23 protein-coding genes are annotated in these 25,181 nt (G+C 33.8%); 13 read left to right on the top strand and 10 right to left on the bottom strand.

What is annotated here, in order from left to right; translation table 11 throughout:
* Window position 1 precedes the first annotated feature (1 nt).
* The 4 genes from lpxA to K6119_RS17635 form a co-directional block, all read right to left on the bottom strand.
* Entirely contained in the window at window positions 2-778 is a 777-nt protein-coding gene (gene lpxA / locus K6119_RS17620) for an acyl-ACP--UDP-N-acetylglucosamine O-acyltransferase (protein WP_221835003.1), read from the bottom strand.
* The gene (locus K6119_RS17625; protein ID WP_221835001.1) at window positions 775-2,178 is read right to left on the bottom strand and encodes a bifunctional UDP-3-O-[3-hydroxymyristoyl] N-acetylglucosamine deacetylase/3-hydroxyacyl-ACP dehydratase; all 1,404 of its coding nucleotides are present in this window, start codon (window positions 2,176-2,178) and stop codon (window positions 775-777) included. The genes lpxA and K6119_RS17625 overlap by 4 nt, the downstream gene beginning before the upstream one ends.
* Window positions 2,171-3,229: a UDP-3-O-(3-hydroxymyristoyl)glucosamine N-acyltransferase gene (gene lpxD / locus K6119_RS17630; protein WP_221834999.1), complete on the bottom strand. Its 1,059-nt coding sequence runs from the start codon at window positions 3,227-3,229 to the stop codon at window positions 2,171-2,173. Before lpxD ends, K6119_RS17625 begins: the two co-directional genes overlap by 8 nt.
* A 96-nt stretch (window positions 3,230-3,325) precedes the next feature.
* On the bottom strand, window positions 3,326-4,570 hold the full coding sequence (locus tag K6119_RS17635; RefSeq protein ID WP_237828048.1) for an HD domain-containing protein: 1,245 nt from the start codon (window positions 4,568-4,570) through the stop codon (window positions 3,326-3,328).
* Window positions 4,571-4,601: 31 nt separating this feature from the next.
* Between K6119_RS17635 and porX the strand changes: the two genes are divergently transcribed.
* The 4 genes from porX to K6119_RS17655 are packed head-to-tail and all read left to right on the top strand — an operon-like array spanning window position 4,602 to window position 8,287.
* Complete coding sequence (gene porX, locus K6119_RS17640) at window positions 4,602-6,146, top strand: T9SS response regulator signal transducer PorX (protein ID WP_221834997.1); 1,545 nt, start codon at window positions 4,602-4,604, stop codon at window positions 6,144-6,146.
* Window positions 6,147-6,152: 6 nt separating this feature from the next.
* Window positions 6,153-6,575 (top strand): tRNA (adenosine(37)-N6)-threonylcarbamoyltransferase complex ATPase subunit type 1 TsaE, encoded by a 423-nt coding sequence (tsaE, locus tag K6119_RS17645; protein ID WP_221834995.1) that lies wholly within the window; start codon window positions 6,153-6,155, stop codon window positions 6,573-6,575.
* On the top strand, window positions 6,572-7,789 hold the full coding sequence (locus tag K6119_RS17650) for an alanine dehydrogenase (protein WP_237828049.1): 1,218 nt from the start codon (window positions 6,572-6,574) through the stop codon (window positions 7,787-7,789). The genes tsaE and K6119_RS17650 overlap by 4 nt, the downstream gene beginning before the upstream one ends.
* A gap of 36 nt (window positions 7,790-7,825) precedes the next feature.
* Complete coding sequence (locus K6119_RS17655; protein WP_221834986.1) at window positions 7,826-8,287, top strand: hypothetical protein; 462 nt, start codon at window positions 7,826-7,828, stop codon at window positions 8,285-8,287.
* Here K6119_RS17655 and K6119_RS17660 read toward each other — a convergent pair.
* Genes K6119_RS17660 through xrtX form a run of 5 tightly spaced genes read right to left on the bottom strand, consistent with a single transcriptional unit; the run spans window position 8,284 to window position 12,633 of the window.
* Window positions 8,284-9,168, bottom strand: coding sequence for a hypothetical protein (locus K6119_RS17660; protein WP_221834984.1), 885 nt, complete (start codon window positions 9,166-9,168; stop codon window positions 8,284-8,286). The genes K6119_RS17655 and K6119_RS17660 overlap by 4 nt on opposite strands.
* 45 nt (window positions 9,169-9,213) lie before the next feature.
* Window positions 9,214-10,317 carry an acyltransferase family protein gene (locus K6119_RS17665; protein ID WP_221834981.1) on the bottom strand — a complete coding sequence of 368 codons (1,104 nt, stop codon included), beginning with the start codon at window positions 10,315-10,317 and terminating at the stop codon, window positions 9,214-9,216.
* An 11-nt stretch (window positions 10,318-10,328) separates the two neighbouring features.
* Complete coding sequence (glyA, locus tag K6119_RS17670) at window positions 10,329-11,603, bottom strand: serine hydroxymethyltransferase (RefSeq protein WP_221834977.1); 1,275 nt, start codon at window positions 11,601-11,603, stop codon at window positions 10,329-10,331.
* A 45-nt stretch (window positions 11,604-11,648) separates the two neighbouring features.
* Complete coding sequence (locus K6119_RS17675) at window positions 11,649-12,104, bottom strand: XrtX-associated membrane protein (RefSeq protein WP_221834975.1); 456 nt, start codon at window positions 12,102-12,104, stop codon at window positions 11,649-11,651.
* The gene (gene xrtX / locus K6119_RS17680) at window positions 12,088-12,633 is read right to left on the bottom strand and encodes an exosortase X (protein ID WP_221834973.1); all 546 of its coding nucleotides are present in this window, start codon (window positions 12,631-12,633) and stop codon (window positions 12,088-12,090) included. Before xrtX ends, K6119_RS17675 begins: the two co-directional genes overlap by 17 nt.
* A 183-nt stretch (window positions 12,634-12,816) precedes the next feature.
* Between xrtX and K6119_RS17685 the strand changes: the two genes are divergently transcribed.
* Genes K6119_RS17685 through K6119_RS17700 form a run of 4 tightly spaced genes read left to right on the top strand, consistent with a single transcriptional unit; the run spans window position 12,817 to window position 18,107 of the window.
* Window positions 12,817-15,192, top strand: a complete 2,376-nt coding sequence (locus tag K6119_RS17685) for a polysaccharide biosynthesis tyrosine autokinase (protein WP_221834971.1) — start codon at window positions 12,817-12,819, stop codon at window positions 15,190-15,192.
* A gap of 7 nt (window positions 15,193-15,199) precedes the next feature.
* Entirely contained in the window at window positions 15,200-16,051 is an 852-nt protein-coding gene (locus K6119_RS17690; RefSeq protein WP_221834969.1) for an ABC transporter permease, read from the top strand.
* 4 nt (window positions 16,052-16,055) lie between these two features.
* Window positions 16,056-17,333 carry an ABC transporter ATP-binding protein gene (locus tag K6119_RS17695; protein ID WP_221834967.1) on the top strand — a complete coding sequence of 426 codons (1,278 nt, stop codon included), beginning with the start codon at window positions 16,056-16,058 and terminating at the stop codon, window positions 17,331-17,333.
* 6 nt (window positions 17,334-17,339) lie between these two features.
* A complete protein-coding gene (locus K6119_RS17700) occupies window positions 17,340-18,107 on the top strand; it encodes an FkbM family methyltransferase (protein ID WP_221834965.1) in 768 nt (255 codons plus the stop codon).
* Between the two features lie 29 nt (window positions 18,108-18,136).
* Here K6119_RS17700 and K6119_RS17705 read toward each other — a convergent pair whose 3' ends face one another.
* Window positions 18,137-20,248, bottom strand: coding sequence for an SBBP repeat-containing protein (locus K6119_RS17705; RefSeq protein WP_221834962.1), 2,112 nt, complete (start codon window positions 20,246-20,248; stop codon window positions 18,137-18,139).
* 181 nt (window positions 20,249-20,429) lie between these two features.
* Here K6119_RS17705 and K6119_RS17710 point away from each other — a divergent pair, with 181 nt between their 5' ends.
* Genes K6119_RS17710 through K6119_RS17730 form a run of 5 tightly spaced genes read left to right on the top strand, consistent with a single transcriptional unit; the run spans window position 20,430 to window position 25,175 of the window.
* A complete protein-coding gene (locus K6119_RS17710) occupies window positions 20,430-21,434 on the top strand; it encodes a glycosyltransferase family 2 protein (protein WP_221834960.1) in 1,005 nt (334 codons plus the stop codon).
* Window positions 21,435-22,646 (top strand): glycosyltransferase, encoded by a 1,212-nt coding sequence (locus tag K6119_RS17715; protein ID WP_221834954.1) that lies wholly within the window; start codon window positions 21,435-21,437, stop codon window positions 22,644-22,646.
* On the top strand, window positions 22,630-23,622 hold the full coding sequence (locus K6119_RS17720) for an NAD-dependent 4,6-dehydratase LegB (RefSeq protein ID WP_221834953.1): 993 nt from the start codon (window positions 22,630-22,632) through the stop codon (window positions 23,620-23,622). The genes K6119_RS17715 and K6119_RS17720 overlap by 17 nt, the downstream gene beginning before the upstream one ends.
* The gene (locus K6119_RS17725; protein WP_221834951.1) at window positions 23,615-24,331 is read left to right on the top strand and encodes a sugar phosphate nucleotidyltransferase; all 717 of its coding nucleotides are present in this window, start codon (window positions 23,615-23,617) and stop codon (window positions 24,329-24,331) included. Before K6119_RS17720 ends, K6119_RS17725 begins: the two co-directional genes overlap by 8 nt.
* The gene (locus K6119_RS17730) at window positions 24,324-25,175 is read left to right on the top strand and encodes an NAD-dependent epimerase/dehydratase family protein (protein WP_221834949.1); all 852 of its coding nucleotides are present in this window, start codon (window positions 24,324-24,326) and stop codon (window positions 25,173-25,175) included. The genes K6119_RS17725 and K6119_RS17730 overlap by 8 nt, the downstream gene beginning before the upstream one ends.
* Window positions 25,176-25,181 lie beyond the last annotated feature (6 nt).

The raw sequence follows: 25,181 nt of genomic DNA on the forward strand, positions 1-25,181 counted from the left end.
TTTACATTGGACCTTTGATGATTCCGCGGTCCGACATTTTAATGAAATTTAGAATTTTATTTTTGATGTCGCCATCTTCCACTTCAGATTCAATTGCAGCTACACCTGCAGAAATGGTGTTGTTCATAACGAACAATTGACGATAAGCATCTTCTACTATTTTGATTTCAGCATCACTCCATCCTCTTCTTCTTAAACCAATTGCATTTACACCGGCAAAAGTTATAGGTTCTCTTGCAGCTCTAATAAATGGAGGAACATTTTTTCTTACCAAAGTACCACCCGCTACAAATGAATTTTCACCAATTCTAATAAACTGTTGTGTTCCTACTTTCCCTTCCAGAATCACATAGTCTTCAAGTATATTATGACCTGATAAACCTGTGTAATTGGCAAGGATGCAATTGTTTCCTATTTGACAATCATGTGCAACGTGCACATAACCCATCAATAAACAGTTGTTTCCTACCGTGGTTTTCATCATGTCTTCTGTACCTCGGTGAATTGTTACACATTCTCTAATTACCGTATTGTCTCCAATTTCAGTAGTGGTGTATTCACCTTTAAATTTCAAATCTTGTGGTACAGCAGAAATAACTGCTCCGGGAAATATTTGACAATTTTTACCGATTCTTGCACCGGGATAAATAGTCACATTGGGTCCAATATGAGTTCCGTCTCCAATTACAACATCTTCGTAAATGGTAGTAAAACCTTCTACCGTCACATTGTTTCCTAATTGTGCTTTTGGATGTATTTGCGCTAAATTGCTGATCATTCAGTTCTGTCTTTTACAACTTGTGCCAACATATCTGCTGACATAACCGCTTTACCGTTAACATATGCTACTCCACCCATGTTTACCAATCCTCTTCTGATTGGAGACAATAATTTTAATTCAAAGACTATAGTGTCACCAGGACGAACCATGTTTTTAAATTTAACATTGTCAATCTTCATGAAATAAGTAGAATAAAGATGTGGATCTTCAACTTTGCTCAAGGCAAAAACACCTCCACATTGAGCCATTGCTTCAATTTGTAACACCCCCGGGAAAATCGGATTTCCAGGAAAATGCCCGGTGAATTGAGGCTCATTCATTGTTACGTTTTTTACACCAATGATTGTGTCCTCAGTAATTTCCATAACCTTGTCTACTAACAAGAATGGATATCTGTGAGGAAGCATTTTTTCAATGGCTGCAGTATCGTAAAGAGGTTCTTTTTCAAGGTCAAATTTCTTTCCTTGATTTTCTTGTTTCTTAATTTGGTCTTTCAATACTTTGGCAAACCTTGTATTTCCGTTATGTCCCGGTCTGGCAGCCAAAATATGAGCTTTAATAGGTCTTCCTACCAAGGCAAGGTCACCAATTATATCCAATAATTTGTGTCTTGCAGGTTCATTTTCAAAAGATAGTGCTGTGTGGTTTAAAGTTCCAATCCCTTCATAAGTAACAGAAAGATTTTCTTTACCTAATTTTTTTGCCAGGGTGTTAAGTTCATTTTGACTAATGTCTTCTCTTTCTACTAGTACAATGGCATTATCTAAATCACCACCTTTGATCAAATTATTATCTGCTAAATACTCTAATTCACGTAAAAAACAGAAGGTTCTACATGAAGCAATTTCTTTTTCAAAATCTCTGATATCCAGCATGCTGGCATGTTGGGTGCCTAAAACCGGTGAATTGTAATCTACCATTACAGTAACACGGTAATTGTTATCAGGAATAGCTAAAAATTCAACTCCTTTTTCAGGATCTTCCCACTTAATGTTTTCAGTTAAAACAAAGTAATCACGCTCGGCTTCTTGTTCAACTAAACCAACAACTTTAATGCCTTCAACAAAAGGTTTAGAGCTTCCGTCCATAATTGGAACTTCAGGACCATTTAATTGGATTAGCGCATTGTCTACCTGCAAGGCATATAATGCTGCCAAAACATGCTCAGTTGTATAAACACGTCCTCCTTTTTCTTCAAGAGTTGTACCTCTTTCGGTAGAAACTACATTATCAGGATCTGCTTTAATAATTGGTTGACCTTCTAAATCAACGCGTTGAAATTTGTATCCGTGATTATCTGCTGCCGGTAATATAGTGAGCGTTACTTGTTCTCCCGTGTGCAAACCTACACCAGTTAACTCAACGGGGCCATTTAAGGTTTTTTGCTTTTCAGCCATTCGATTCGTTCTTTTCCTTAAGTTGATTTAATTCATTTTCCAATTCACGAAGCTTGTTTAGGATAAAAGGAAGCCTTCTAAATCCCATGTAAGCTTTTTTGTAGTCTTCTGACTCATATGCCGGTGATCCTAAAACTGTTTCGCCTTGTTTGCGGATGGTTTTACCAACGCCAGATTGCGCCCCAATTTTTACTTCATCTGCAATTTCAATATGTCCGACAATTCCTACCTGTCCACCAATCATGATGTTTTTACCCAGTTTGGTAGAACCCGCAATACCTACTTGTGCCGCCATAACGGTGTTCTCACCAATTACAACATTGTGTCCAATTTGAACCAGATTGTCAAGTTTAACACCCTTTTTCACAATGGTAGATCCAAGTGTAGCTCGGTCAACAGTAGTGTTTGCACCTATACTAACATGATCTTCTAATATGGTATTTCCTATTTGAGGAACTTTTTGATAATTGTTTTCAGAATTTGGAGCAAATCCAAATCCATCTGCACCAATGATGGCACCTGAATGTAGTGTACAATGTTTGCCAATAATACAATCACGGTAAACATGAACGCCACTGTAAACAACTGTGTTATCTCCTATTTTTACATTGTCTCCAATGTACGAATTAGGGTATATCTGAACGTTATCTCCAATCTCGGCATTGTCTGCAACATAGGCAAAGGCACCGATATAAACATCTTTACCAATTTTTGCAGATGGAGAAACATAGGACATCTCTTCAATCTTTGGAGTTTTGGCCATTGCCTGATCATACATTTCCAAAAGTTTAGCAAAAGCAGTATAGGCTTCAGGTACTTTTATTAACGTACATCCTCCGGGTAATTCTTTCTGTGGTGAAAAATCTGCATTAACAATTACAATAGAAGATTTTGTTGTGTAGATATAATCTTCATATTTAGGATTAGCCAAAAATGAAAGTGTCCCCGGTTTACCTTCTTCAATTTTAGATAATCCAGAAACAGCAGTAGCTGCATCTCCTACTATTTGGCCGTTTAGTATGTCAGCAATTTGCTGGGCAGAAAATTCCATTGTGTCAAAAATAATAATTAAATACCGGGGGGTGTACACCAAATAACGAAGTTTTCAACAAATGGTTTGAAAAAAAGACGAACACTAAAATTACATCTACTTAACATTGTAATAACACAGACAAAACTTTTCTACTGGCTTTGAAAGTGATAGGATGTTAAAATTGTCAGAAGCCATTGCTAAATCCTGTATAGAACCATCTTTAGATAGGATGTGGATTTGTTTTGTCCGTTCGTTGTAAGCATTGTTTACAAGAATCTCTGTATCAATAAAATACTCCAATTCTGATTCTGTGATTTGCAAAGAGCTCATCAATTCATTTTTAATTTCATTGATGCGTTGAGGGTCAGCCGGTTCTTTTGTGATTTCAGTTTTAAACAGATTTCGTGACATTATTCTTTCGCAAAGCAGTCTAAGTACCTTGTCTTCTGAAAACTGCCAAACCTTTATCGCAGAAATTAGATCGTTATCATCAATTAAAGCAAACTGATTCAAAAGCTCTGGCTGCGTTTTAAAATCCTCTATTGTATACCTATTCTTTAAGAAAACCTTCAAATAAGGACTAGCAAATAGATCTAATCCATTGTCAAAAAGATAATTGGCCCTTTTTAATATGTTGATTAACATATACTCAGAAGAAACAACAGTTTTGTGCATGTAAACCTGCCAATACATGATTCTTCTGGCTGAAATAAAATTCTCTATTGAATAAATTCCTTTTTCTTCAACCACCAATTCTCCATCTCTTACATTTAACATAGTAATGATGCGCTCAGCTCCCACAATTCCTTCAGATACTCCAGTAAAGAAACTATCCCTTTGTAAATAATCTAATCTATCCATGTCCAGCTGACCTGATACTAGTTGATGTAAAAAGGGTTTGTGATATTGGTTGGTGAAAATTGAAATAGCTAAATCTAGTTTGCCATTAAACTCCTCATTTAATCTGTTCATAAACAGTAATGAAAGATCTTCATGGTTGGAAGACTCAAGCAGGGAATGTTCTAATGTATGTGAAAAAGGACCGTGCCCAATATCATGCAATAATATTGCTGCACGAACAGCTAGTTTCTCATCATCCGTAATTTCAACTCCCTTTTTTTTGAGTACAGTAATTGCCTTTGACATCAAATGCATAGCTCCAAGCGCATGGTGAAATCTGGTATGATTTGCTCCGGGATATACTAAATGAGACATTCCTAATTGTTTAATCCTTCTTAACCTCTGTACAAAAGGGTGTTGGATTAAATCATAAATAAAATCATGTGGGATGGTAATAAAACCATGTACAGGATCGTTGATTATTTTTCTTTTATTGGAAGTGGCGTTTTGCAAACTCAAATAATTAATTTAACGGCTAAATTAACAAAATATGGAAGGTAGAATACTTTGGGCAGATGATGAAATTGACTTACTAAAACCACACATTCTCTTTCTAGAGGAAAAAGGTTATGAAATAGATACCGCCAACAATGGATCTGATGCAGTAGAAATGTCCAAGGAAAATCATTATGATATTATCTTTTTGGATGAAAATATGCCCGGATTATCAGGTTTGGAGACATTAACTAAGATCAAAGAATTAAATTCTTCTGTTCCTATTGTAATGATTACAAAAAGTGAGGAAGAACACATAATGGAGGAGGCGATAGGTGGTCAAATCTCAGATTACCTGATTAAACCGGTTAATCCAAACCAGATTTTGTTATCCCTTAAAAAGAACTTGACTTCAAAGGATTTGGTGAGCCAAAAAACTTCTTCAGATTATCAACAAGAGTTTCGTCAAATTGGAATGCAACTAAATGATAGAATGGACGCCAATGAATGGGCAGAAATCTATGATAAATTGGTTCGTTGGGAATTGAAGTTAGAAGGGTCTTCTGATGGCGGAATGAAAGAGGTATTTAATATGCAAAAGAAGGAGGCCAATACCCAGTTTTGCAAATTTGTTGATCAAAATTACCGCGCATGGTTAAATGGAGATGAGGATGCTCCCTTGATGTCACATCAATTATTGCAAACAAATCTTTTTGAACATTTAGGTAAAGAACCAGTTTTTTTAATTGTAATTGACAATTTGAGATTGGATCAATGGAAAGTATTGCAACCTTTAATCAATGAGTTTTTTAATGTAGATAAAGAAGAGCTATTTTATTCAATTTTACCTACTGCAACGCATTATGCCCGTAACGCTCTTTTTGCAGGTTTGATGCCGCTGAATATTTCAAAAAAGCATCCCAATTTATGGTTAAATGAAAATGATGAAGGCGGAAAAAATATGCATGAAGAAGAGTTGTTGCAAGCGAATTTGAAACGCAATAACAAGCAAATCAAAATGTCATACAACAAAGTAGTGAGGTTAGATTTTGCGAAAAAGTTAGTGGATAGATTCAATGAACTTCAACAAAATGATCTAAATGTAATTGTCTACAATTTTGTGGATATGTTATCACACGCCAGAACAGAAATGGAAGTGATAAAAGAGTTGGCTGATGACGAGCCGGCATACAGGTCATTGACTGTGTCTTGGTTCAATCATTCTCCTTTAAAAGAGCTTTTAAGAAAAATTGCTGATAGCAAGATTAAGACCTTTATCACAACTGATCATGGAACTATTCACGTAGATAATCCTGTTAAAATTCAGGGAGATAGAAATACAAATACCAACTTGCGCTACAAAATAGGTAGAAACTTAAACTACAGTGAAAAGGAAGTGATAGTATCATCAAACCCTGAAGATATTATGCTGCCTAAAGAAAACATGAGTGACAAGTTTGTCTTTTCAAAAGAGAATGATTTCTTTGCATATCCAAATAATTACAACCATTATGTGAAGTATTATAAGGACACATTTCAGCATGGAGGAGTATCTTTAGAAGAAATGATTATTCCTTGGATTGAGTTGTCTCCAAAATAGAATTCAATGAATATAAAAGTTGATGAACTCTCTGGATTACCTGCTGCAGCAGCTGAAATTCTGGAATTTTTAAAATCACACAACCAAAAGTTTGTTATCCTCAGAGGTGAAATGGGGGCCGGAAAGACAACTTTGGTAAAAGAGATCATTAAACAAATGGGGGCTGAAGATGAAGGTTCTTCGCCTACTTTTTCATTAGTTAATGAATATTTTTCAGTAAATTATGGTGCAATTTATCATTTTGATTTTTATAGAATCAATGATGAAGAGGAAGCCTTAGATATTGGTATAGAAGAGATTTTTGAAGAAGACGCCTATGTTTTCATTGAATGGCCTGAGAGAATTGAAAACCTTATTCCTCAAGGTATCGTATCTCTATCTATCAAGGTTGAAAATAAGACCAGAAATATTGAATTAGAATTAGTATGACAGATCCGGAAACGTTAAAATCCCTTATGGTGGAGGGCTCACTACTTCCTCAGGAAGAAATGTTGGCCATAGGAAGAAAGAAAGGTAAGTTGATGATAGGGATTCCAAAGGAAACCACTTATCAAGAGAATAGGGTTGCGCTAAATCCGGAAGCCGTGCAGTTGTTGACCAGTAATGGACATCAAATTTTAGTTGAAGCCGGTGCAGGTAAACAAGCTAGATATGAAGATGTTGCTTATTCAGAAGCCGGAGCACAAATAGTAGAAGATAAAACAGAAGTTTTTAAGGCTAATATTATTTTAAAAGTTGCTCCACCATCTGCAGAAGAATTGGAAATGATGCCGGGAAATCAAACTTTAATTTCTGCCTTACAATTGACCTTACATCCTAAAAAGACTTTAACAACTTTAATGAATAAAAAAATCACTGCTGTTGCCTGGGATTATATTCAGGATGAGCATGGGATTTATACCGTTGTAAGAGCAATGGGTGAAATAGCAGGAACAACTTCTATTTTAGTGGCTTCAGAATTGTTGTCCAATTACAAATCCGGAAATGGAATAATGTTAGGAGGAGTTGCAGGAGTTAGGCCAACGGAAGTGGTGATTCTTGGAGCAGGAACCGTAGGCGAGTATGCTTGTAGAGCCGCTTTAGGTTTAGGTGCCTCGGTTAAAGTTTTTGATAATTCAATTTCAAAGTTAAGAAGACTTCAAAATGATGTTGGAATGCGCGTCTATACATCAGTAATTCAACCTAAGTTGTTGGATAAAGCAATAATGCGTGCAGATGTAGTGATAGGAGCAGTTAGAGCGGGGTTAGGAAGAACTCCTTGTATTGTTACTGAAGAAATGATTGAAGGAATGAAGCCGGGATCAGTAGTGGTTGATGTTAGTATTGATCAAGGAGGTTGTTTTGAAACTTCAAAATTGACCAATCATGATGCGCCAACTTATGTAAAACATGATGTTGTTCATTATTGCGTGCCTAACATTGCTGCCAGAGTATCTAGAACAGCTTCTGTTGCGCTAAGTAATATATTTTCACCTCTTTTATTGGAAATGGGTGAAATGGGAGGATGTAAAGATATGATCAAAAAGAACCCCGGTTTTAGAAGCGGAGTATATGTGTATCAAGGGAAATTAACATCTGAAATATTAGGTAAAGTGTTTGACTTGCCTTACAAAAATATCGAGTTGTTGTTGGCGGCATTGTAATGCAGTAATTTATTTTGTAATTTGCGTTATCAAGCTATGCAGAAAGACGCAAGATTAAAATTTAATTGTCCTATTGATATTCACTCAATGCCAAAGTGTAAAGGTGGATTTCATTGCACACAGTGTGACAAAAAAGTTTTTGATTATTCAAAAATGAATCTAGATTCTTTTGACAAATCTTCTGAAGAGAATAAAGAAATATCATCTTGTGGTGTTTATCAATCCTATCAGTTGGATGGCGTTTTTGGAGATTGGAGAGATAAGGTTAACAGGTATTATCGCAAAACAAAACGCAATGCTAAGTCAAGTAGGTTTAGCAAAACTGTAGTGCCATTTATTTCCTTGTTTGTCTTTATGGTTGGATGTGCCAATAAGCATGTTTGCGGTAATATGTGGGAAAAAGCACCTAGGTCAGATCGAAAAATGTACAAAGCCTATTACGAGTCCTTGGAAAGAGATACACTCAGATCAAATTCAAATGGGCAAGACCATTATTAAAATTGTTGTTTCCAGTCAATATTATTGATGCCAGATAAGCCTAATGAAGTGGAGTTGTTGGTTTCTAATTTTCCACCCAAATAATAAATGGCCAATTTGTATTTAACCGGATCTGAAGGATTTTGATGCAAACCAATCATTGCCTCCTTTTTTGAATTATAGATTCCGTAATGTAGATCACTATTTATGCTTAATGCTTCATCACTATTTTCAGAATATATCATGTTGTAAGTATAGTTGTACATTGCATGAAGGTCATTGTTTTGCGAAAACTGTAAATGAGTATAATTATAGTAGGCGTCAGATAAAATTACCGGGGATTCATTCAGTTTTTTACGAACTAAGTAGTAATGGTATTCAGTTGTCCACTGGTCATAAACATAATACCAACTAACTACATAAGCGGCCGTACCATTATTGCTGATGGCAATATTTGAGATACTTGCGCTACCGGAAGTGGGAACTGAAGCTGGAATCTCTGGAATTGCATATTCTACAGATGGACCATCAAAATTTAAATCTCCGTTGGCAAAATAGATGAGTGTATTTCCATCTTCACTCCAATCATAAGATTTAAGGTTATTTAAATTTGGAATATGCTTAATTAATTCATTCTTGTAATTGACAATTTCAATTGTATTTTGATCTCTGATGTAGGCAAATTTTGTTGCATCAGGAGACATTCGTAGTTCCGTTTTCTCTACTTCAGGTGAATTTGTGATTTTTGCAGGATTGGATTCAAAGTCTGACATAAAATAGATGTCATTCTCATACAAATAAGAAATCATCCTAATGTCGTGAGATGCTTTGGGTAATACTGTTTCTTCCTTTTTACAGGAAATTAGCAGTAAAAAAACAGATATAACACCTATTACTTTCATAGTCTTGGAGTTAGCAAGTTATGAAAGTTGGAAGATATAGGAAAATTAATATTTGAATTTCTTACCTAAACCCGTTAATCTTAATTCGAAAAGGTAGTATGTGATTGTGGAAAAGACTATTGTAATAATTAGTGATAGAAAAGTTATACTAACATCAAAAAAGTTATTTATTTGAGGCGTTTGACCTGCTAAATAATGGTGTAACAAACCTGATATTATCTCATGAGACAAATAAATCATGTATGAAATTTTTGCTACAAACGAAAATATTTTGTTTGAAAGAAATTTTTCTGTTGCATCTCCTTTACTAATCAGTACAAATATCAGGAATAACCCATAAAACAACGTTAACATACTATGTGCTATTGAATCTCCAATAACACCTCCATTTCCTTTGATAACATATGTTAGATAGGCTAAAAAAAGTGCTACTATTGAAACACCAAGAATTTTTTTTCTTTTACTAAAATAGTTTTGAATGGTTCCATTCAAATAAAAATGTGCTATTACCACACCAATTAATAGTGCATCCATTCGCATGGGTAACAAGACATAATCGCCCAGCTTTAATCCTAATAGTGGTTCCGAAATTTCCCGTAATACAGGAGATAGAAAAATGCCAATTATTGCAATTAAAATAGTTGTTTTTCTTTTAAACAGAAATACAACAAAGGGCAAGATCATGTAAAATTGTTCTTCAATTGCTAAAGACCAAGTCACCGACAACCAATGTGATCCAAACCCCTCAATCGCCATATAAAAATTTTGAATGTATAGGAGGTATGAATATGATGGGTAAAGATTGCCAATTAACCAGTCACTGGTATTTCCAAAAGTAGAATAAACCAGCATTAATAGAATAATAAAGTAATAGGCAGGAAAAATTCTCAGTAGTCTTCTTATGTAAAAAGCTTTGAAGAAGTTTTTGGACCCTTTGTTAAATAATAGAATCCTTCCAATTAAAAATCCAGAAAGTACAAAAAATAAGTCCACTCCACTCCATGTCCATGAAAAGAAAGTGTTAATTTTTCTAGCGTATCCACCAAACATGTCACCGGATAATTGACACACAACATAATGCCAAAACAATACTAAAAAGATAGCTATTGTTCTAAGACCATCTAAGCTTTTTATGTGATCTAATCTCATTTAAAGATAGCCTACCAATTAAATAAAGGTAGTGCTGCCATCAATTGATGAACGTCTCCTTTAACACCTTTTATAACAGCCTCATCATTTGGATTCATAATCACTTTGTCTATCATTTCTACAATTTGAGGTATCTGATTCTCAGTAATCCCTCTGGTAGTGATAGCAGCTGTACCCAATCTAATCCCAGATGTAACAAAAGGAGATTGATCGTCAAATGGAACCATATTTTTATTGACAGTAATTTCTGCTTTAACCAATGCGTTTTCAGCATCTTTACCGGTAATATTTTTAGATCTCAGGTCAATTAACATTGAATGATTATCAGTTCCTCCGGAAATGATTTTATATCCTCTGTTTACAAGTTCATCTGCCATAACTTTAGCATTCTTGATTACTTGCTCACCATAAGTTTTAAAATCATCTGACAAGGCCTCTTCAAAAGCTACTGCTTTTGCTGCAATAACATGTTCCAGCGGTCCACCTTGGCTTCCAGGGAAAACAGCAGAATCAAGCAAAGAACTCATCATTCTTAAATCTCCTTTGTTTGTTTTGATTCCCCATGGATTTTCAAAGTCATGGCGCAGCATAATAACACCACCTCTAGGACCTCTTAATGTTTTATGAGTAGTAGTAGTTACAATGTGACAATGGTCAAATGGATCTTTCAATAAACCTTTGGCAATTAATCCTGCGGGATGTGAAATGTCTGCTAAAATAACTGCGCCAACTTCATCAGCAATTTGTCTAACACGTGCATAATCCCAATCTCTTGAATAGGCAGAGGCACCAACAATGATCAGTTTAGGCTTTTTCTCTTTAGCAATTTGCTCCATCTGATCATAGTCAACATATCCCGTTTCTTTATTAACTCCATAAAAACAGTTTTCAAATCTTTTACCTGAAAAGTTTACCGGAGAACCATGTGTTAAGTGTCCACCATGAGAAAGGTCAAATCCTAAAATCATATCTCCAGGATTAAGACAAGCTAATGTAACTGCGTAATTTGCTTGTGAACCTGCATGTGGCTGAACGTTTGCCCAAGTAGCACCAAACAATTTTTTTAATCTCTCAATTGCTAATTCTTCAACCTGATCAACAATTTGACATCCACCATAATATCTTTTATGCGGCAATCCTTCAGCATATTTGTTGGTTAAAATAGAACCCATTGCCTGCATTACCTGATCACTTACAAAGTTTTCAGATGCAATTAACTCAACACCTTCTTGCTGGCGTTTTCTTTCTTGTTCAATAAGATTAAAAATGGTAGAATCTGCTTTCATGATTTATCAAAATTGTATTACAAATATAAGTCAGGTATTTCCAAATCAACTACTGGGAATGTATTTAATTACCAACCAAACTATTAACACCGGTACAAATGATTGAGCCAGCATCATAATGGTATGGATTACCTCATAAAGTTCAAATGAAAATCCGAAAATGTATCCTATTAAAAAAAGTACTCCTGAAATCCCAATCAGACCTGCATAAACGAGACTCATGGCTTTGAGGTGCTTTCTTTGTCCAAACGCATAATGGATAATCAGCAATGACAACCCTAAAAACAAAATGGTGAATGAAAATGTCATTATCCATTTAAAGATGACCACTTCAGTAACTGTCCAGTCTAGCATAAAATTAAATTCAGAACGAGCCTGATTGATTCTACCTACAGTAAGGGTTTTATAAATCCAATTGGTGTTATAAAAGATGTATCCCCTTAAAAAACCAAGCAGAATAATACCAGTAATGGATAGTATAAGCTTAATCTTTTTTGGCATATAGGCTGAACTTTTTGATATACCATAACCAAAGAATTAGGATGATGGCGTAAACAAAAATAGTAAAGGTATATAGATGATTAAAATCAAGGTATTCGGGGTATTTGTCGTAAATCAATAATAAGGCACAAACCCTGATAATATTAGCTAAATGTATAATCAGCATTCCCAACGGTACAAACCACATTTTTGCTTTCCATTTACCGGGAAAAGCCAAAATAAAAATGCTGAAAACAGCAAAAAGTTTGAATCCATTACATTCATCACCAATCATCACAGCCCTCAAATTACCTTCTGTAAGAAAAAGTAGAACGTGATCGCTTTCTAAATCTATAAAGGTTTCAACTCCGAATAATTGCATGAATTGCTGTGACAAATAGGCAATATTGTGATCTAGATGATAGTCCCAACTAGTATGTTCTGTTATAAGGAAATAGTAGATAAGTAGCCAACTGATATACATTATACCGGCAAAGAACAAAAACTTGAAAATTGGATTCTTTAGATATTGAGTAAACTTATCTTTCAACTTCCTTTTTATTAAACTTTAGTCAAAGATAGTTATTTGAACAGCTTCAATTGGTAGATTTTTCACTTTCATTCGTCCAAATTATAGTAATAGTAGGCTTTGTTGCGTATCTTTGCACTGTCGAAACTTTTGGAGATTATATGCGTATCGCATAAAGATAAAGTTTTGAATAGAAATTTTTAAATGGCCGAAACACCCCATAAGTCTAATAAGTTAATAGATTCAAACGATTTAATGTTCGTTTGGAAGCTTTTTGCTAAGAATATTTTGATTCTTATTTTTGTTCCAATTTTAGCATATCTGGTTGGGTATGTATATACTCACCGGTTGTCAAACATATATGGTGCTAAGGCTCAATTACTTTTAAAATCTAACGAAACATATGATTACCAGGATCCCATCTACAAAGGTTTGGGAGCATATGGGGTGTACATGGACGTGCAAAATCAAATGCGAATTTTACGTTCTAAAGACTTGATCGGAGAGGTAATTGATAAAATTGATATTGGAACTTCATATTATGTTGTTGGACGTTTGAAGAAACAGGAGGTTTTCGGAACCCTGCCATTCATTGTTGAAGTAGATGTGATTAATCCTCTGATCTATGAACAGGCCGTTGAAGTTGAAGTAATAGATAAAAACAGTTACTTGTTAAACTACAATGTTAGAGAAAATGAGTTTTCGATAGAAGGAAAATTCGATCAACCTCTAATTACGGATGATTTTCGCCTTAATTTAAAAAAACAGTACGAGTTTAATGACAACAATATTGGTACAATAATGTCATCAGATTATGAGGTGATTTTTCATTCAAGAAATTATCTGATTTCAAAGTTTCAATCAAGTTTGAAGATTGAAAATATTGAGCACACAAGTATTCTGGATGTCTATGTTACTGATGAGCTGCAATACAGGGCAAAAGTTTTTCTGGATACGCTTACTTCAGTTTATATTGACTTTTCAAAAAGAGTTCAGTTAGAAGTTAACGAGAATACCTTAATGAATATTGAGAAACAGATTGATACTCTTCAGATATTTATCGAGGAAAAGGAAATGGAATTATTAAATTATCGAGATAATAATGCTATTCTAGATCCTACAAAAGAAGGTGACCAATATTTTGATGAGTATATCAAATATTCTCAAGAAAAAAGAGAGCTAGAAAATCAGAAAAGTTCAATTCAAGCTTTAAAGGTTTATTTGGAATCAACAGATGATTCTAGAATTTTACCCCCTTCATTCTATATTGAGGAGCGTGATTTTTATTTGCAGCAAGCTATTTCAGAGGTTAGATCATTGCAAGTAGATCTTGAAATTAGTTTAACCCATTCCACTGAAGAAAATGCCATTATTAGAAATCTCAAAAAGGAGATTTTGATGAAAAAGAGGGATATTATTAAGTATATAGAAAATCTGAAAAATGCATTAGATGATAGAATTGATAGTGCCACTCAATATATAGCAAGATATAAATACAATGTGAAATCAATTCCTCTTTCGCAACAAGGGATTTCTAATATTCAAAGAGAATTAGATGTAAATAACAAGATGTATATGTTCCTTTTGGAGAAAAAGACTAATACATTGATTGCGAGAGCCGGAATTATTCCTCAAGTAAGAATTTTAGAGACAACTTCAATGTTGGGTTCTATTCAGCCAAATAAGACAAAGCTTAAGAGGTTATTTATTTTAGGAGGACTTATTGTTGCAATTTTAATAGCTTTTATCAGATTACTTTTTTTCCACAAAATATCTAATGTTCATGAATTAAAAGAAGTGAGTTCTCTAAATGTAATAGGAGGTATACCACTTGACAATAAACAAGGTGATGATATTGTAATTGATAAAAACCCAAAATCTCAAATAGCAGAGAGTTTTAGAAGTATCAGAACTAATCTTTCATTTTTATTAGATAATCAGAAGAAAGGAAATAAAATACTGGTTTCTTCTTATTTTCCGGGTGAAGGAAAAACGTTTTGCTCTGCCAATTTGGCAACTTTATATTCTAGGGCTGAGAAAAAAACGGTGATTTTAGATTTTGATTTACATAAACCTAAAATCCATAAAATGTTTGACCTTGAAAATACGAATGGAATCTCTAATTACATCATAGGAAAGTCAAATATTGAGGACATTATTAGAAAAGATGTAGGCCAAAATTTGGATGTTGTTACCGCAGGCCCTGTCTCTCCTAATCCATCTGAATTAGTTGTTAAACAAAGAGTGAATGAATTAATAGATCATTTATCTGCTCAGTATGACTTTGTAATTATTGATACACCACCATTTGGGTTACTGAATGATACCATGGAATTGTCAAGACACGTAGATGTTTTTATTGTTGTATTAAATTCTAAGTACACAAGAAGAAGAGGGGTGAAACTCCTTGAGAATTTATTATTGAAAAGTGAAAAAACTAATTTTGGTTTAATCTTAAATGGTATCAAAGAAAGTAAGTTAAAATACTATTATTCAAAGTACGCATACAAGTATACTTATGGTTATTCATACGGGTATGGATACGGATACAGTAGTGAATATGGTGAAAAAAATGATTAGATTTTAAATGAAGGACCAAGATTGGGATATTATTATTTCACCAGATACAAGTAAAGGAACCTTTCAATTAAAGGAATTACTTCGTTATAAAGATTTGATTTTGCTATTTGTTAAAAGGGATTTTATTTCACTTTATAAACAAACAATTTTAGGTCCTTTATGGGTGGTGATACAACCTGTACTTACTACTATTACTTTTTATGTCGTTTTTAATAAAATTGCAAAAATAGAGACTGGTGTTGATCCACTGCTTTTTTACATGTTAGGTGTTACTACCTGGACATATTTTGCCGATTGCATTAATAAAACTTCAGAAACCTTTATTGCTAATCAAAGTATTTTTGGAAAGGTTTATTTTCCAAGATTGGCAACTCCGATTTCATTGGTTATTACGAACCTCATTAAGTTTGCAATTCAATTTGCGCTGTTCCTGTTGATTTACTTAGTTTTCTTTTTTGTCACTGAACAAGATTTGTCTCCGAATTTGTATTTATTATTAATCCCATTTCTCATCCTTTGTATGGCTGCTCTCGGATTGGGGGTAGGTTTGATTATAGCTTCAATGACTATCAAATACCGAGATTTAAGATTTCTGATTCAATTTGGAATCCAATTAGCCATGTATATTACGCCAGTTGTATATCCTTTGAATGCTATAAATGCAGAGTCAAGATGGGTTCTACAACTGAATCCTATGACTAACATTATTGAATCCTTTAAAGTTGGTTTTTTCGGACTTGATTATGGAGTAATGGACTTTCCTTTTTTAGCATACAGTTTTGTTTTTGCATTTTGCATTTTATGGATAGGAATGAAGGTGTTTGGTAGAGTTGAACGAACCTTTATGGATAGTATTTAAGTCAATGTCAGAGAAAGTATTGGAAGTTTCCAACATATCAAAACAATATCGTTTAGGTCAATTTGGTACAGGAACGTTGTCACATGATCTAAATAGATTTTGGCATAAAGTAAGAGGGAAGGAAGACCCTTATATAAAAGTGTCTGAAGTAAATGATAGGACAAATTCAACAGATGGAAATTATGTTTGGGCCTTAAATGATGTTTCTTTTGAGTTGAATAATGGTGATGTTTTGGGAATAATAGGTAAGAATGGAGCTGGAAAGAGTACCTTACTTAAACTATTATCAAAGATTACTAGCCCTACTAAAGGCACAATAAAGATGAAAGGTAGAATGAGTTCACTTTTAGAAGTGGGTACCGGTTTTCATCTTGAATTAACAGGGAGGGAGAATATCTTTTTGAATGGGGCAATTTTAGGAATGACAAAAAAGGAAATTGCTTCCAAACTTGATGAAATTGTCGAATTCTCTGGTTGTGCCAAATACATTGATACGCCGGTTAAAAGATATTCAACCGGAATGGTTGTTAGGCTAGGATTTGCGGTTGCAGCATTTTTAGATTCTGAAATTCTTGTAGTGGATGAGGTGCTGGCGGTTGGAGATTTGGAGTTTCAAAGAAAATGCATTGGAAAGATGCAAGATATTTCAAAGAGTGGTAGAACAGTTCTTTTTGTAAGTCATAATCTTACATCTGTAAAAGCCCTTTGTACTAAAGGATTGCTGATAGAGAACGGAGTTTCTACTTATTTTGGTGGAATAGAAGAAACAATTTCTAGATACTTAGCTTCTGATGATGCTAAAGACGAAATCGAATATGATTTAACAAAGTTTGAAGGGAGATTAGGAACAGGACAAATGAAGTTTGAATACTTAGGACTGTTTGTTGAAAATAATCCCGGAAATAAATTATTTATTGGTCAATCTCTTAAATTAAAATTTAGAATCACTTCATTTGAATTGGTAAGATTCATTATTGCAATTCATTTTTATCGTTCAGATGAAACTAGACTGGCCAATGTAGCTGACGTCGATTCAAATTTCAATATTTCGCCTTTTATCGGTACTAAAGAATTTGAGTTAACTTTTGATGATATAAGGCTTTATCCAGATAACTACAAATTGAGTTTATGGGTTGGAGATGCAGCAACCCACGAACATTTTGATTATTTAAAACATTGTGCAACTTTTGAGATAATAGAAGGTTCTAGTATTGTATACAGGGCTTTAACAAAGAGTACTGGTATTTTTTACTTTCAACCGACGTGGAGAGAAATTACTTAACGAAAAATGATTTTAAAAAGATTTAGACTTAAAAGAGGAATGATTCTTTCTCACCAGCAAATGATCGGGGAAGGTGCCAGAGATTTTATTAAGTTTCGTGAGGAGGTGCCGGATAATGAAGTCTTCAGTTTTAAAGTAAATGGATATCAAAACAAAATATTTTTGAGAAATGGAACATCAGATGTTGCGACATTTTACCAGTGTATATTTAATAAAGAATATGATATTCCTATAGATTTTGAACCGAAAGTGATTGTAGATTTAGGAGCAAATATCGGGTTGACTTCTGCATTTTTTAAGGCGAAATATCCTACAGCAAAAGTAATTGCCGTTGAGCCGGAGTCCTCCAATTTTGAAATTTTAAAGAAAAATTTGGAAAACTTATCTGATGTTAATTTAATTCAGGCTGGTATTTGGAATAAAGATGGACATTTAGAAATAGTAGATAAAGGTCTGGGACATTATGGATACATGGTTCATGAAGTGCCCTCAGCAACAGAAAAATCTATTCAGGCAGTCTCATTAAATTCTATTATTGAAAAGAATAACATTGACAAAATTGATGTTTTAAAAATCGATATTGAAGGTTCTGAAAAAGCGCTTTTCTCAGAGAATACAGAATGGTTGAAATTTATAAAGGTTATTATTATTGAACTTCATGACCGAATGGAAGAGGGTTGTGCCAAAACATTTTTTAAAGCAATAGAAAACTATCCATACTCCTTGTCAATGAAAGGTGAAAATCTAATAATTAAACTCAATTCAGCTAACTAAAGAAGAAATATTTTTCATAGTTGAAAGCCTTAATTCGCAGAGAATTTCTTGGAGACAAATTGATTGTTTATCTCATACTGGATAAGATAAATACCATTAGGCAACTTACCTAATGGGTGATTTTGACTTTGCTGAATCATATCAATTGATTGTACAACTTGTCCTGCTAGATTATAAATAACAATGTTCGAAATATTCTTGCCTGAATTATTGTAAATCACCCCTTCGTATATGTAAATGTAATCAGAGCTTTTGATATCATCTACACCCATGCAATCATCAAAAGTTACATTTACACTGTTGCTTCCTATACATCCAGATTGATTACTTACTGTTATTGAGTAAATACCATTGGTTGTAACTGTTATTGTATTTGTGTCGCTCACACCGTTTGACCAATTATAAGTACTGTAACCTAAATCAGTAGAAAGTACAATAAAAGTAGTATCGCATATAATAGTATCATTAATCAGTTGAGGATTTGGAATGTCTCCAATGTCAAAGTTGTAATTGACTAACAATGAATCACTAAATAATGCATTTGATGATGTCATTTTACCTGAAATATTCACATTTCCTGTACTATTTGGAATGATATATACCAGGTTTGAATCTGTCCAACTGTTGAATCCAGATAATTCTGAATATTGAAAATTTACTGGAGAAGTCAGAGCATTGAATTCAAGTATTAGGGTATCTCCTATACAAATAGCTGAGTCTAAAATCTGGACTCCAAGTTCCGGAGACTGGATAAATTTACCTCCATATGCATCTCTGTTTTGAGGAATGTGGGTAATTACTCCAAAATCTAGATCCTGATAAAATGCACCTGCAACAAAAATATTTTCATGTTGATCTATTTCAAGTTCACGTGCCCAATTAATAGCATTGTTACCAGTTTGATGTACCCAAACTCTTTGTCCCATGGAGTCTAATCTTCCAACAATCATATTTGTTGAGTAAGCAGTGCTATATAAAGTTGTATCAACAATTGTAATGGTGCTGTCAAAAAAACCTGAAAAATAAATGTGCTCTTTTTCAGAAACGGCAATTCCATAGCCTTCATCCAGACTATCGCCTCCGCCAGTTACCATCCATTTTATATCTCCATCTTGCGTATAGGCAGCAATAAAAATATCAGCAGCAGCATTAATTTCAGCAGTTGTTGTTGCATTAGAATTAAAAGTGACAGAAATTGTATCAAATGTCGCAGTACCTGTAAACATACCTGTCATGTAAACATTATTTTTTGAAACGGCTAAATCGTATCCAAGGTCTTTTTTTGCACTTCCACCGGTTTGATACCAATCCACAATTAGATTTGAATCGCATTTTACTAGTAGCGCATCATCCCAAGCTGCAGAGTTTGATGCAATAAATGTTGTGCCATTAAAAACTCCATTTCCATTTACACCTCCACAGAAAAAAATATTTCCAGAATCATCAGTAACAATTTGACGAACCTGTGTCCTATATTGACTATATATAACATGAATGTCTAAAAGATCGCCAGTATTTTGGTCATACTTAGCTACATAGCCATTTTGCTGCCCCGTATATCCTACAATCGTGTCCGAAGCAATTGCCGGTCCAACTAAATAACCTCCAATCAAGACATCTCCATTGTGATCAGTTTCTACTGCAAATCCATGATCGTTTGAAGGTCCCCCAATACTACTCGTCCATAAAAAGTTGCCATTTTGGTCTATTCGGCTTACAAATATGTCCCGCTCTCCTTGTGAAGGAATCGTATCATTTCCAAAAATTGCATTGTTTCTGTGAATACCTGTTATGTAACATCCTCCTTGATTGTCAGCTTTTATACATTGTGCTAAATCATAACCTATCTCCTCGCTTCCCGCAACAACAGCCCACAGTAAATCTCCTTGAAAATTGTATTTGGATACAAACACATCTCTATCAGCAATTGAAAGAGGACCAATTGGGTTCGTTTCATCTTCAAATGTGGTCAGCCATTTGCATCTTCCTGCTACAAAAACATTTCCTTCGTTATCAACATCTATTGAATGCCCGGTATCGTTCGCAGTACCACTAATCTGTCTTACCCATTCCCACCCTTGGGCAATTGAAATCAAATTAATGTAAAGGAAGAAAGAGATTAATGCTATTTTTTTTGACATAGATGTTTCAATGATAACCCAACAAAATTAACGAAAAATGTCTTAAATAGGTTGGTGGCAGCTTATATTAACGGTGTTGAAAATAAAGTTCAGAGAAGAATGAGATTTAATTAGTTGAGACTTGATTTTATATCCACAGGTATTTTAATATTTTTGGAGAATCAAAATAGTAGGGAGTTAAATGTCCGAAACCAACAAAGCTGAACCACTTATTTCTGTAGTACTTCCATTCTACAATGCTGAGAAGTACTTGAAGGATTCTATTCAGTCAATTTTATCACAAACTTATACTCATTTTGAATTACTTCTTTTAAATGATGGCTCCACAGATAAATCCGTTGAAATAATCAATCAATTTAATGATTCAAGAATAAAGCTTCATGATCGAAAGGAAAACAGGAGACTTATTTATACACTAAATGAAGGACTAAATCTGTGTAATGGAGATTTTGTAGCAAGAATGGATGCAGATGATATAGCTGACTCAACTAGATTTGAGAAACAAGTGAATTTTCTTTTAGATAATCCTGATTATGTCGCTGTGGGATCAAACTATTTGTTATTTGGAGCTAAAAAAGGTGAATCAAATCTTAGGCTATCTGACGAGATGATAAAACTAAGTTTGTTTTTCGAGAATCCAATGGCTCATCCTACAGTGATGTTTAGAAATGACGTAATTCAAAAAGATAAAATTAGATATAGAAAGGAGTTATTGCACATTGAAGATTGGGGGTTTTGGTATGACTTGAGTAAAAAAGGGAAGTTGGCAAATCTAAAGGAACCATTACTTAATTATAGAATGGAAGGACAAAATATTTCAGAGCAAAATTTGACAACACTTGAAGAAAGAAGTAATTTGTTTTATAATTACGTTTTAACTGATTTGTATAAGGATCATTATTCTTTTGAATTGAACAGAGTTCATTGGGTGATTCAAAATACTTTTCTAAGAAAAGATGAGGTTTCTTCAATTTTAGATAAGATTAAGAAAGTTAGAATAGCACTTGAAAAATATGGTTTTAACCACAAATCATTAGATCAATATTTTAAGTTTAAATACGATCGATTATTTTATAAAATTGCCGATTTGGATAAACGCCATGCCTTTCAATTTCTAATTAAAACTAAACAGTTAAATCTCGCTAAATTATATTACTTAATTAGGGCTAAAACTAATAGAGATTAGATGAGTGTTTTAAGGATTTATAGTGCAAATTTTCCTTATGGTTTTGGTGAGTCGTTTTTTCTTAATGAGTATCCTTACCTACATGATAAATTTCAAAAAGTTTATATCCACCCATACGCAAAACTCAAATCCCGGCAAAATAATTTTGAATTTTGGGATAATGTGGATTTTATTGAACAAGACAACCGTCAAAAATCTAGTTTTAAGTCATTTATTTTTATTTGTAGACTTTATCTTGAAGAGCTAAGACATTCTCAAAACAAACGCCATTTTTTAAAGCACGCCCTTTTACATTTGTCAACTTTAAAAAAAGCCTATAATATGGGTAACACGCTTCTAGAAAAAGGGTTGAAAAAAGATGACTTATGTTATTCTTTTTGGATGAATGATTGGGCACTGACCTTGGCTATACTTAAGAGGAGAGGGAAAATCAATAAGTTTGTTTTTAGAGTAAATGGATTTGATATTTGGAATGATAGAAATCCGGGTAATTACATCCCTTTTAGACATTTTATCTATGCTCAATGTAATAAAGTTTATGCTCTTTCTAATACTTCAGCAGAATACCTGAAACGCTTAGAAATTTTCCCTGATAAAATTCAGACTGCCTATTTTGGGACCCGTGACTTTGGAATGATAGAGAAGAGTCAAGATTCAAAATTTGTAATATTTTCAAATTCATCTGCTATTCCTATTAAAAGGTTAGATAAGATAGCACAATCAATTACAGAACTGAATTTTCCTGTTCATTGGCATCATCATGGTGAAGGAGAAACATTGACTACAGTGAGAGATATAATTTCTTCCTCTAAAAACAACAATATTATTGAGTTTACAAACTCAAATAAAGTGAGTAATTATGAGGAGGTTATTGAATTAATGAAGAAAATGTCTCCGGACTTATTTATTAATTTAAGTTCAACCGAAGGCTTGCCTGTATCGGCAATTGAAGCTTTAAGTTGTGGAATTCCTTTATTATTAAATGATGTAGGAAGTTGTAGCGAACTAATAACTCCTAATACAGGAGTTTTAGTAAAAAAAGATTCTTCAGTACTAGATATTGCCAAAGTGATTGTTAATTTTAAAGAAGAAAATTTCGCGTATAAAAATCAAAGTAAAATTAGAGAGTTTTGGAAGAATCAGTTTTCTGCCAACAAAAATTACTCGGAATTTGTAGATGAACTAAAGGAAATATATGAATCTAAAAAATAAAACAGTCCTTGTAACTGGAGCAGATGGCTTTATAGGTTCGCACCTTACAGAAATGTTGGTAAAAGAAGGTGCAAAAGTAAAAGCACTTTCTCAATATAATTCATTCAATAATTGGGGTTGGTTAGAGACAGTTGGTTGTCTTGATCAAATCGAGGTGCTATCAGGTGACATAAGAGATCCTCATTATTGTAAACACATAACAAAAGGGGTAGATGTTGTTTTTCATTTAGCAGCTTTAATCGCTATTCCTTATTCATATATAGCACCTACTTCATATGTTGACACAAATGTAACTGGTACGCTAAATGTCTGTCAAGCTGCATTAGACAACGGATGTGAAAAAGTAGTGCATACATCCACATCTGAGGTTTATGGAACTGCCCTGTATGTTCCAATAGATGAAAAACATCCTTTACAACCTCAGTCTCCATATAGTGCCAGTAAAATTGGTGCAGACAATATGGCCATGAGTTTCTATAATGCATTTGATTTGCCGGTGGCAATTGCCAGACCTTTTAATACTTACGGTCCTAGACAGTCGGCTCGTGCTGTAATTCCTACAATTATTTCACAAATAGCGGATGGAGCTAAAGAAATTAAAGTGGGGGATCTTTCTCCAACCAGAGATTTCAATTATGTAGAGGATACTTGTAAAGGGTTTATTGATATCGCAACATCAGAAAAGACAGTTGGAGAAGTGGTGAATATTGGTTCCAATTATGAAATATCAATTGCAGATACGTTTGAATTAATAAAGAAAATAATGGGATCCTCAGTTGATTTTGTTGTTGATCCTCAAAGAATTCGCCCGGGAAAAAGTGAGGTGCAACGTTTGTGGGGTGATAATACTAAAATAAAAGAGTTGACAGGATTTGATCCTCAATTTTCAATTGAAGAAGGATTGACAAAAACTGTTGATTGGTTCACGAATAAAGAGAATTTAAGTAAATACAAAACCCATATCTACAATGTCTAAAAGAGCAATCATACTAGCTGGTGGTAAAGGGACAAGATTAAGACCATACACAGTTGTTTTACCTAAGCCTTTAATGCCTTTAGGAGATTATCCAATTTTAGAAATTATAGTACGACAGTTGGTTGATGCTGGTTTTGATCATATCACAATGACGGTTAATCATCAGGCTGATTTGATTAAAACATTTTTTGGGAATGGCGAAAAATGGGGAGTTAAAATAGATTACTCTTTAGAGGAAAAGCCATTGTCTACTATGGGACCTTTAAGCCTCATTAAAGATTTACCTGAGAATTTTCTGGTAATGAATGGAGACATTCTTACTGACTTGGATTTTAAAGCTTTTTACGATTTTCACATTTCAAACAATAACATTTTTACTATCTCATCATATGTTAGAGAGCATGTGAACTTGTACGGTGTTCTTGAGGTTGATGAAAATGATAAATTGGTAGATTTCAAAGAAAAGCCTGTCACAAGGTTTGAGGTAAGTATGGGAATTTATTTATTGAATAAAGCTTGTTTAGAATATATACCATACAATCAGCCTTACGGTTTTGATACCTTGATGTTGGATTTAATTAAAGCCAATAAAAATGCTTCTGTTAAAAAGTTCAATGGTTACTGGTTGGATATTGGAAGACCTGATGATTACATGGAAGCAATTGACAAATTTGAGGAAATGAAAAATACCTTTCTGAAGAATGTCTAAAGTATTTATCACTGGACATAATGGTGCAATAGGCAGTAAACTGAAGAACCAATTGTTGGCAAATGGAAATGAAGTAATCGTTCCTAAAAATGGGTTGAGATTAAATGATGAAGATTTTTTTAATTGTGCTTTAAATACTCAAATTGATGTTTTTTATCATTTGGCAGCCAAATCTTTTGTCCCTGATAGTTGGGATGATCCAATAGGATTTTATGAAACAAATGTTTTAGGTACTGGTAAAGTTCTTGAGTTTTGTCGATCTCGAAATGTGCCTTTAGTTTTTGTGAGTTCTTATGTATATGGGGCTCCTCAGTATTTACCTATTAATGAAGTGCATCCTATTCAAACACCTAATCCCTATTCGCTAAGTAAGGTGCATGCTGAAAATTTGATTCAGTTTTATGGTAAAAATTATGGAGTTCAATACAACATCATCAGACCTTTTAATATTTATGGTTCCTTGCAAAACAAAAAAATGCTTATTCCTGAAATCATTGAGCAATTGAACTCCAAAAATGAAATAGTTGTTAAGGATTTAAACCCAAGAAGAGACCAATTGCATATTGATGACTTGGTAAGGTTGCTTGAAATGGCTAAAGGTGAGTTCTTTAATGACTGTTTTAATGCAGGAAGTGGCGTTTCATACTCTGTAGCAGAAATTATTGAGGCTTGTCAAAAGGAGTGGGGTACAAGTTTAAAAGTTTCGGATACTTCTGAAGCCCGAAAAAATGAAATAAACGAAACTATTTGTGATTTTTCAAAAGCAAAAAAAGCTTTTGGTTGGACACCTAAAATAAGTTTAAATGAAGGAATTGGATTAATTAAATCAAACTATAAAAATTAAATTCTA

The sequence above is a fragment of the Paracrocinitomix mangrovi genome, assembly GCF_019740355.2.
GTDB lineage: Bacteria > Bacteroidota > Bacteroidia > Flavobacteriales_D > Crocinitomicaceae > Paracrocinitomix > Paracrocinitomix mangrovi.

Excerpts from the sequence above, each read along its gene's own strand:
- K6119_RS17685 (WP_221834971.1), top strand. The coding sequence starts at position 12,817 with ATGGCCGAAACACCCCATAAGTCTAATAAGTTAATAGATTCAAACGAT.
- K6119_RS17675 (WP_221834975.1), bottom strand. The coding sequence starts at position 12,104 with ATGCCAAAAAAGATTAAGCTTATACTATCCATTACTGGTATTATTCTG.
- K6119_RS17705 (WP_221834962.1), bottom strand. The coding sequence starts at position 20,248 with ATGTCAAAAAAAATAGCATTAATCTCTTTCTTCCTTTACATTAATTTG.
- K6119_RS17660 (WP_221834984.1), bottom strand. The coding sequence starts at position 9,168 with ATGAAAGTAATAGGTGTTATATCTGTTTTTTTACTGCTAATTTCCTGT.
- K6119_RS17665 (WP_221834981.1), bottom strand. The coding sequence starts at position 10,317 with ATGAGATTAGATCACATAAAAAGCTTAGATGGTCTTAGAACAATAGCT.
- lpxA (WP_221835003.1), bottom strand. The coding sequence starts at position 778 with ATGATCAGCAATTTAGCGCAAATACATCCAAAAGCACAATTAGGAAAC.
- K6119_RS17720 (WP_221834953.1), top strand. The coding sequence starts at position 22,630 with ATGAATCTAAAAAATAAAACAGTCCTTGTAACTGGAGCAGATGGCTTT.
- tsaE (WP_221834995.1), top strand. The coding sequence starts at position 6,153 with ATGAATATAAAAGTTGATGAACTCTCTGGATTACCTGCTGCAGCAGCT.
- K6119_RS17730 (WP_221834949.1), top strand. The coding sequence starts at position 24,324 with ATGTCTAAAGTATTTATCACTGGACATAATGGTGCAATAGGCAGTAAA.
- K6119_RS17710 (WP_221834960.1), top strand. The coding sequence starts at position 20,430 with ATGTCCGAAACCAACAAAGCTGAACCACTTATTTCTGTAGTACTTCCA.
- K6119_RS17700 (WP_221834965.1), top strand. The coding sequence starts at position 17,340 with ATGATTTTAAAAAGATTTAGACTTAAAAGAGGAATGATTCTTTCTCAC.
- K6119_RS17725 (WP_221834951.1), top strand. The coding sequence starts at position 23,615 with ATGTCTAAAAGAGCAATCATACTAGCTGGTGGTAAAGGGACAAGATTA.
- K6119_RS17625 (WP_221835001.1), bottom strand. The coding sequence starts at position 2,178 with ATGGCTGAAAAGCAAAAAACCTTAAATGGCCCCGTTGAGTTAACTGGT.
- lpxD (WP_221834999.1), bottom strand. The coding sequence starts at position 3,229 with ATGGAATTTTCTGCCCAGCAAATTGCTGACATACTAAACGGCCAAATA.
- K6119_RS17715 (WP_221834954.1), top strand. The coding sequence starts at position 21,435 with ATGAGTGTTTTAAGGATTTATAGTGCAAATTTTCCTTATGGTTTTGGT.
- K6119_RS17695 (WP_221834967.1), top strand. The coding sequence starts at position 16,056 with ATGTCAGAGAAAGTATTGGAAGTTTCCAACATATCAAAACAATATCGT.
- K6119_RS17650 (WP_237828049.1), top strand. The coding sequence starts at position 6,572 with ATGACAGATCCGGAAACGTTAAAATCCCTTATGGTGGAGGGCTCACTA.
- K6119_RS17690 (WP_221834969.1), top strand. The coding sequence starts at position 15,200 with ATGAAGGACCAAGATTGGGATATTATTATTTCACCAGATACAAGTAAA.
- K6119_RS17655 (WP_221834986.1), top strand. The coding sequence starts at position 7,826 with ATGCAGAAAGACGCAAGATTAAAATTTAATTGTCCTATTGATATTCAC.
- porX (WP_221834997.1), top strand. The coding sequence starts at position 4,602 with ATGGAAGGTAGAATACTTTGGGCAGATGATGAAATTGACTTACTAAAA.
- glyA (WP_221834977.1), bottom strand. The coding sequence starts at position 11,603 with ATGAAAGCAGATTCTACCATTTTTAATCTTATTGAACAAGAAAGAAAA.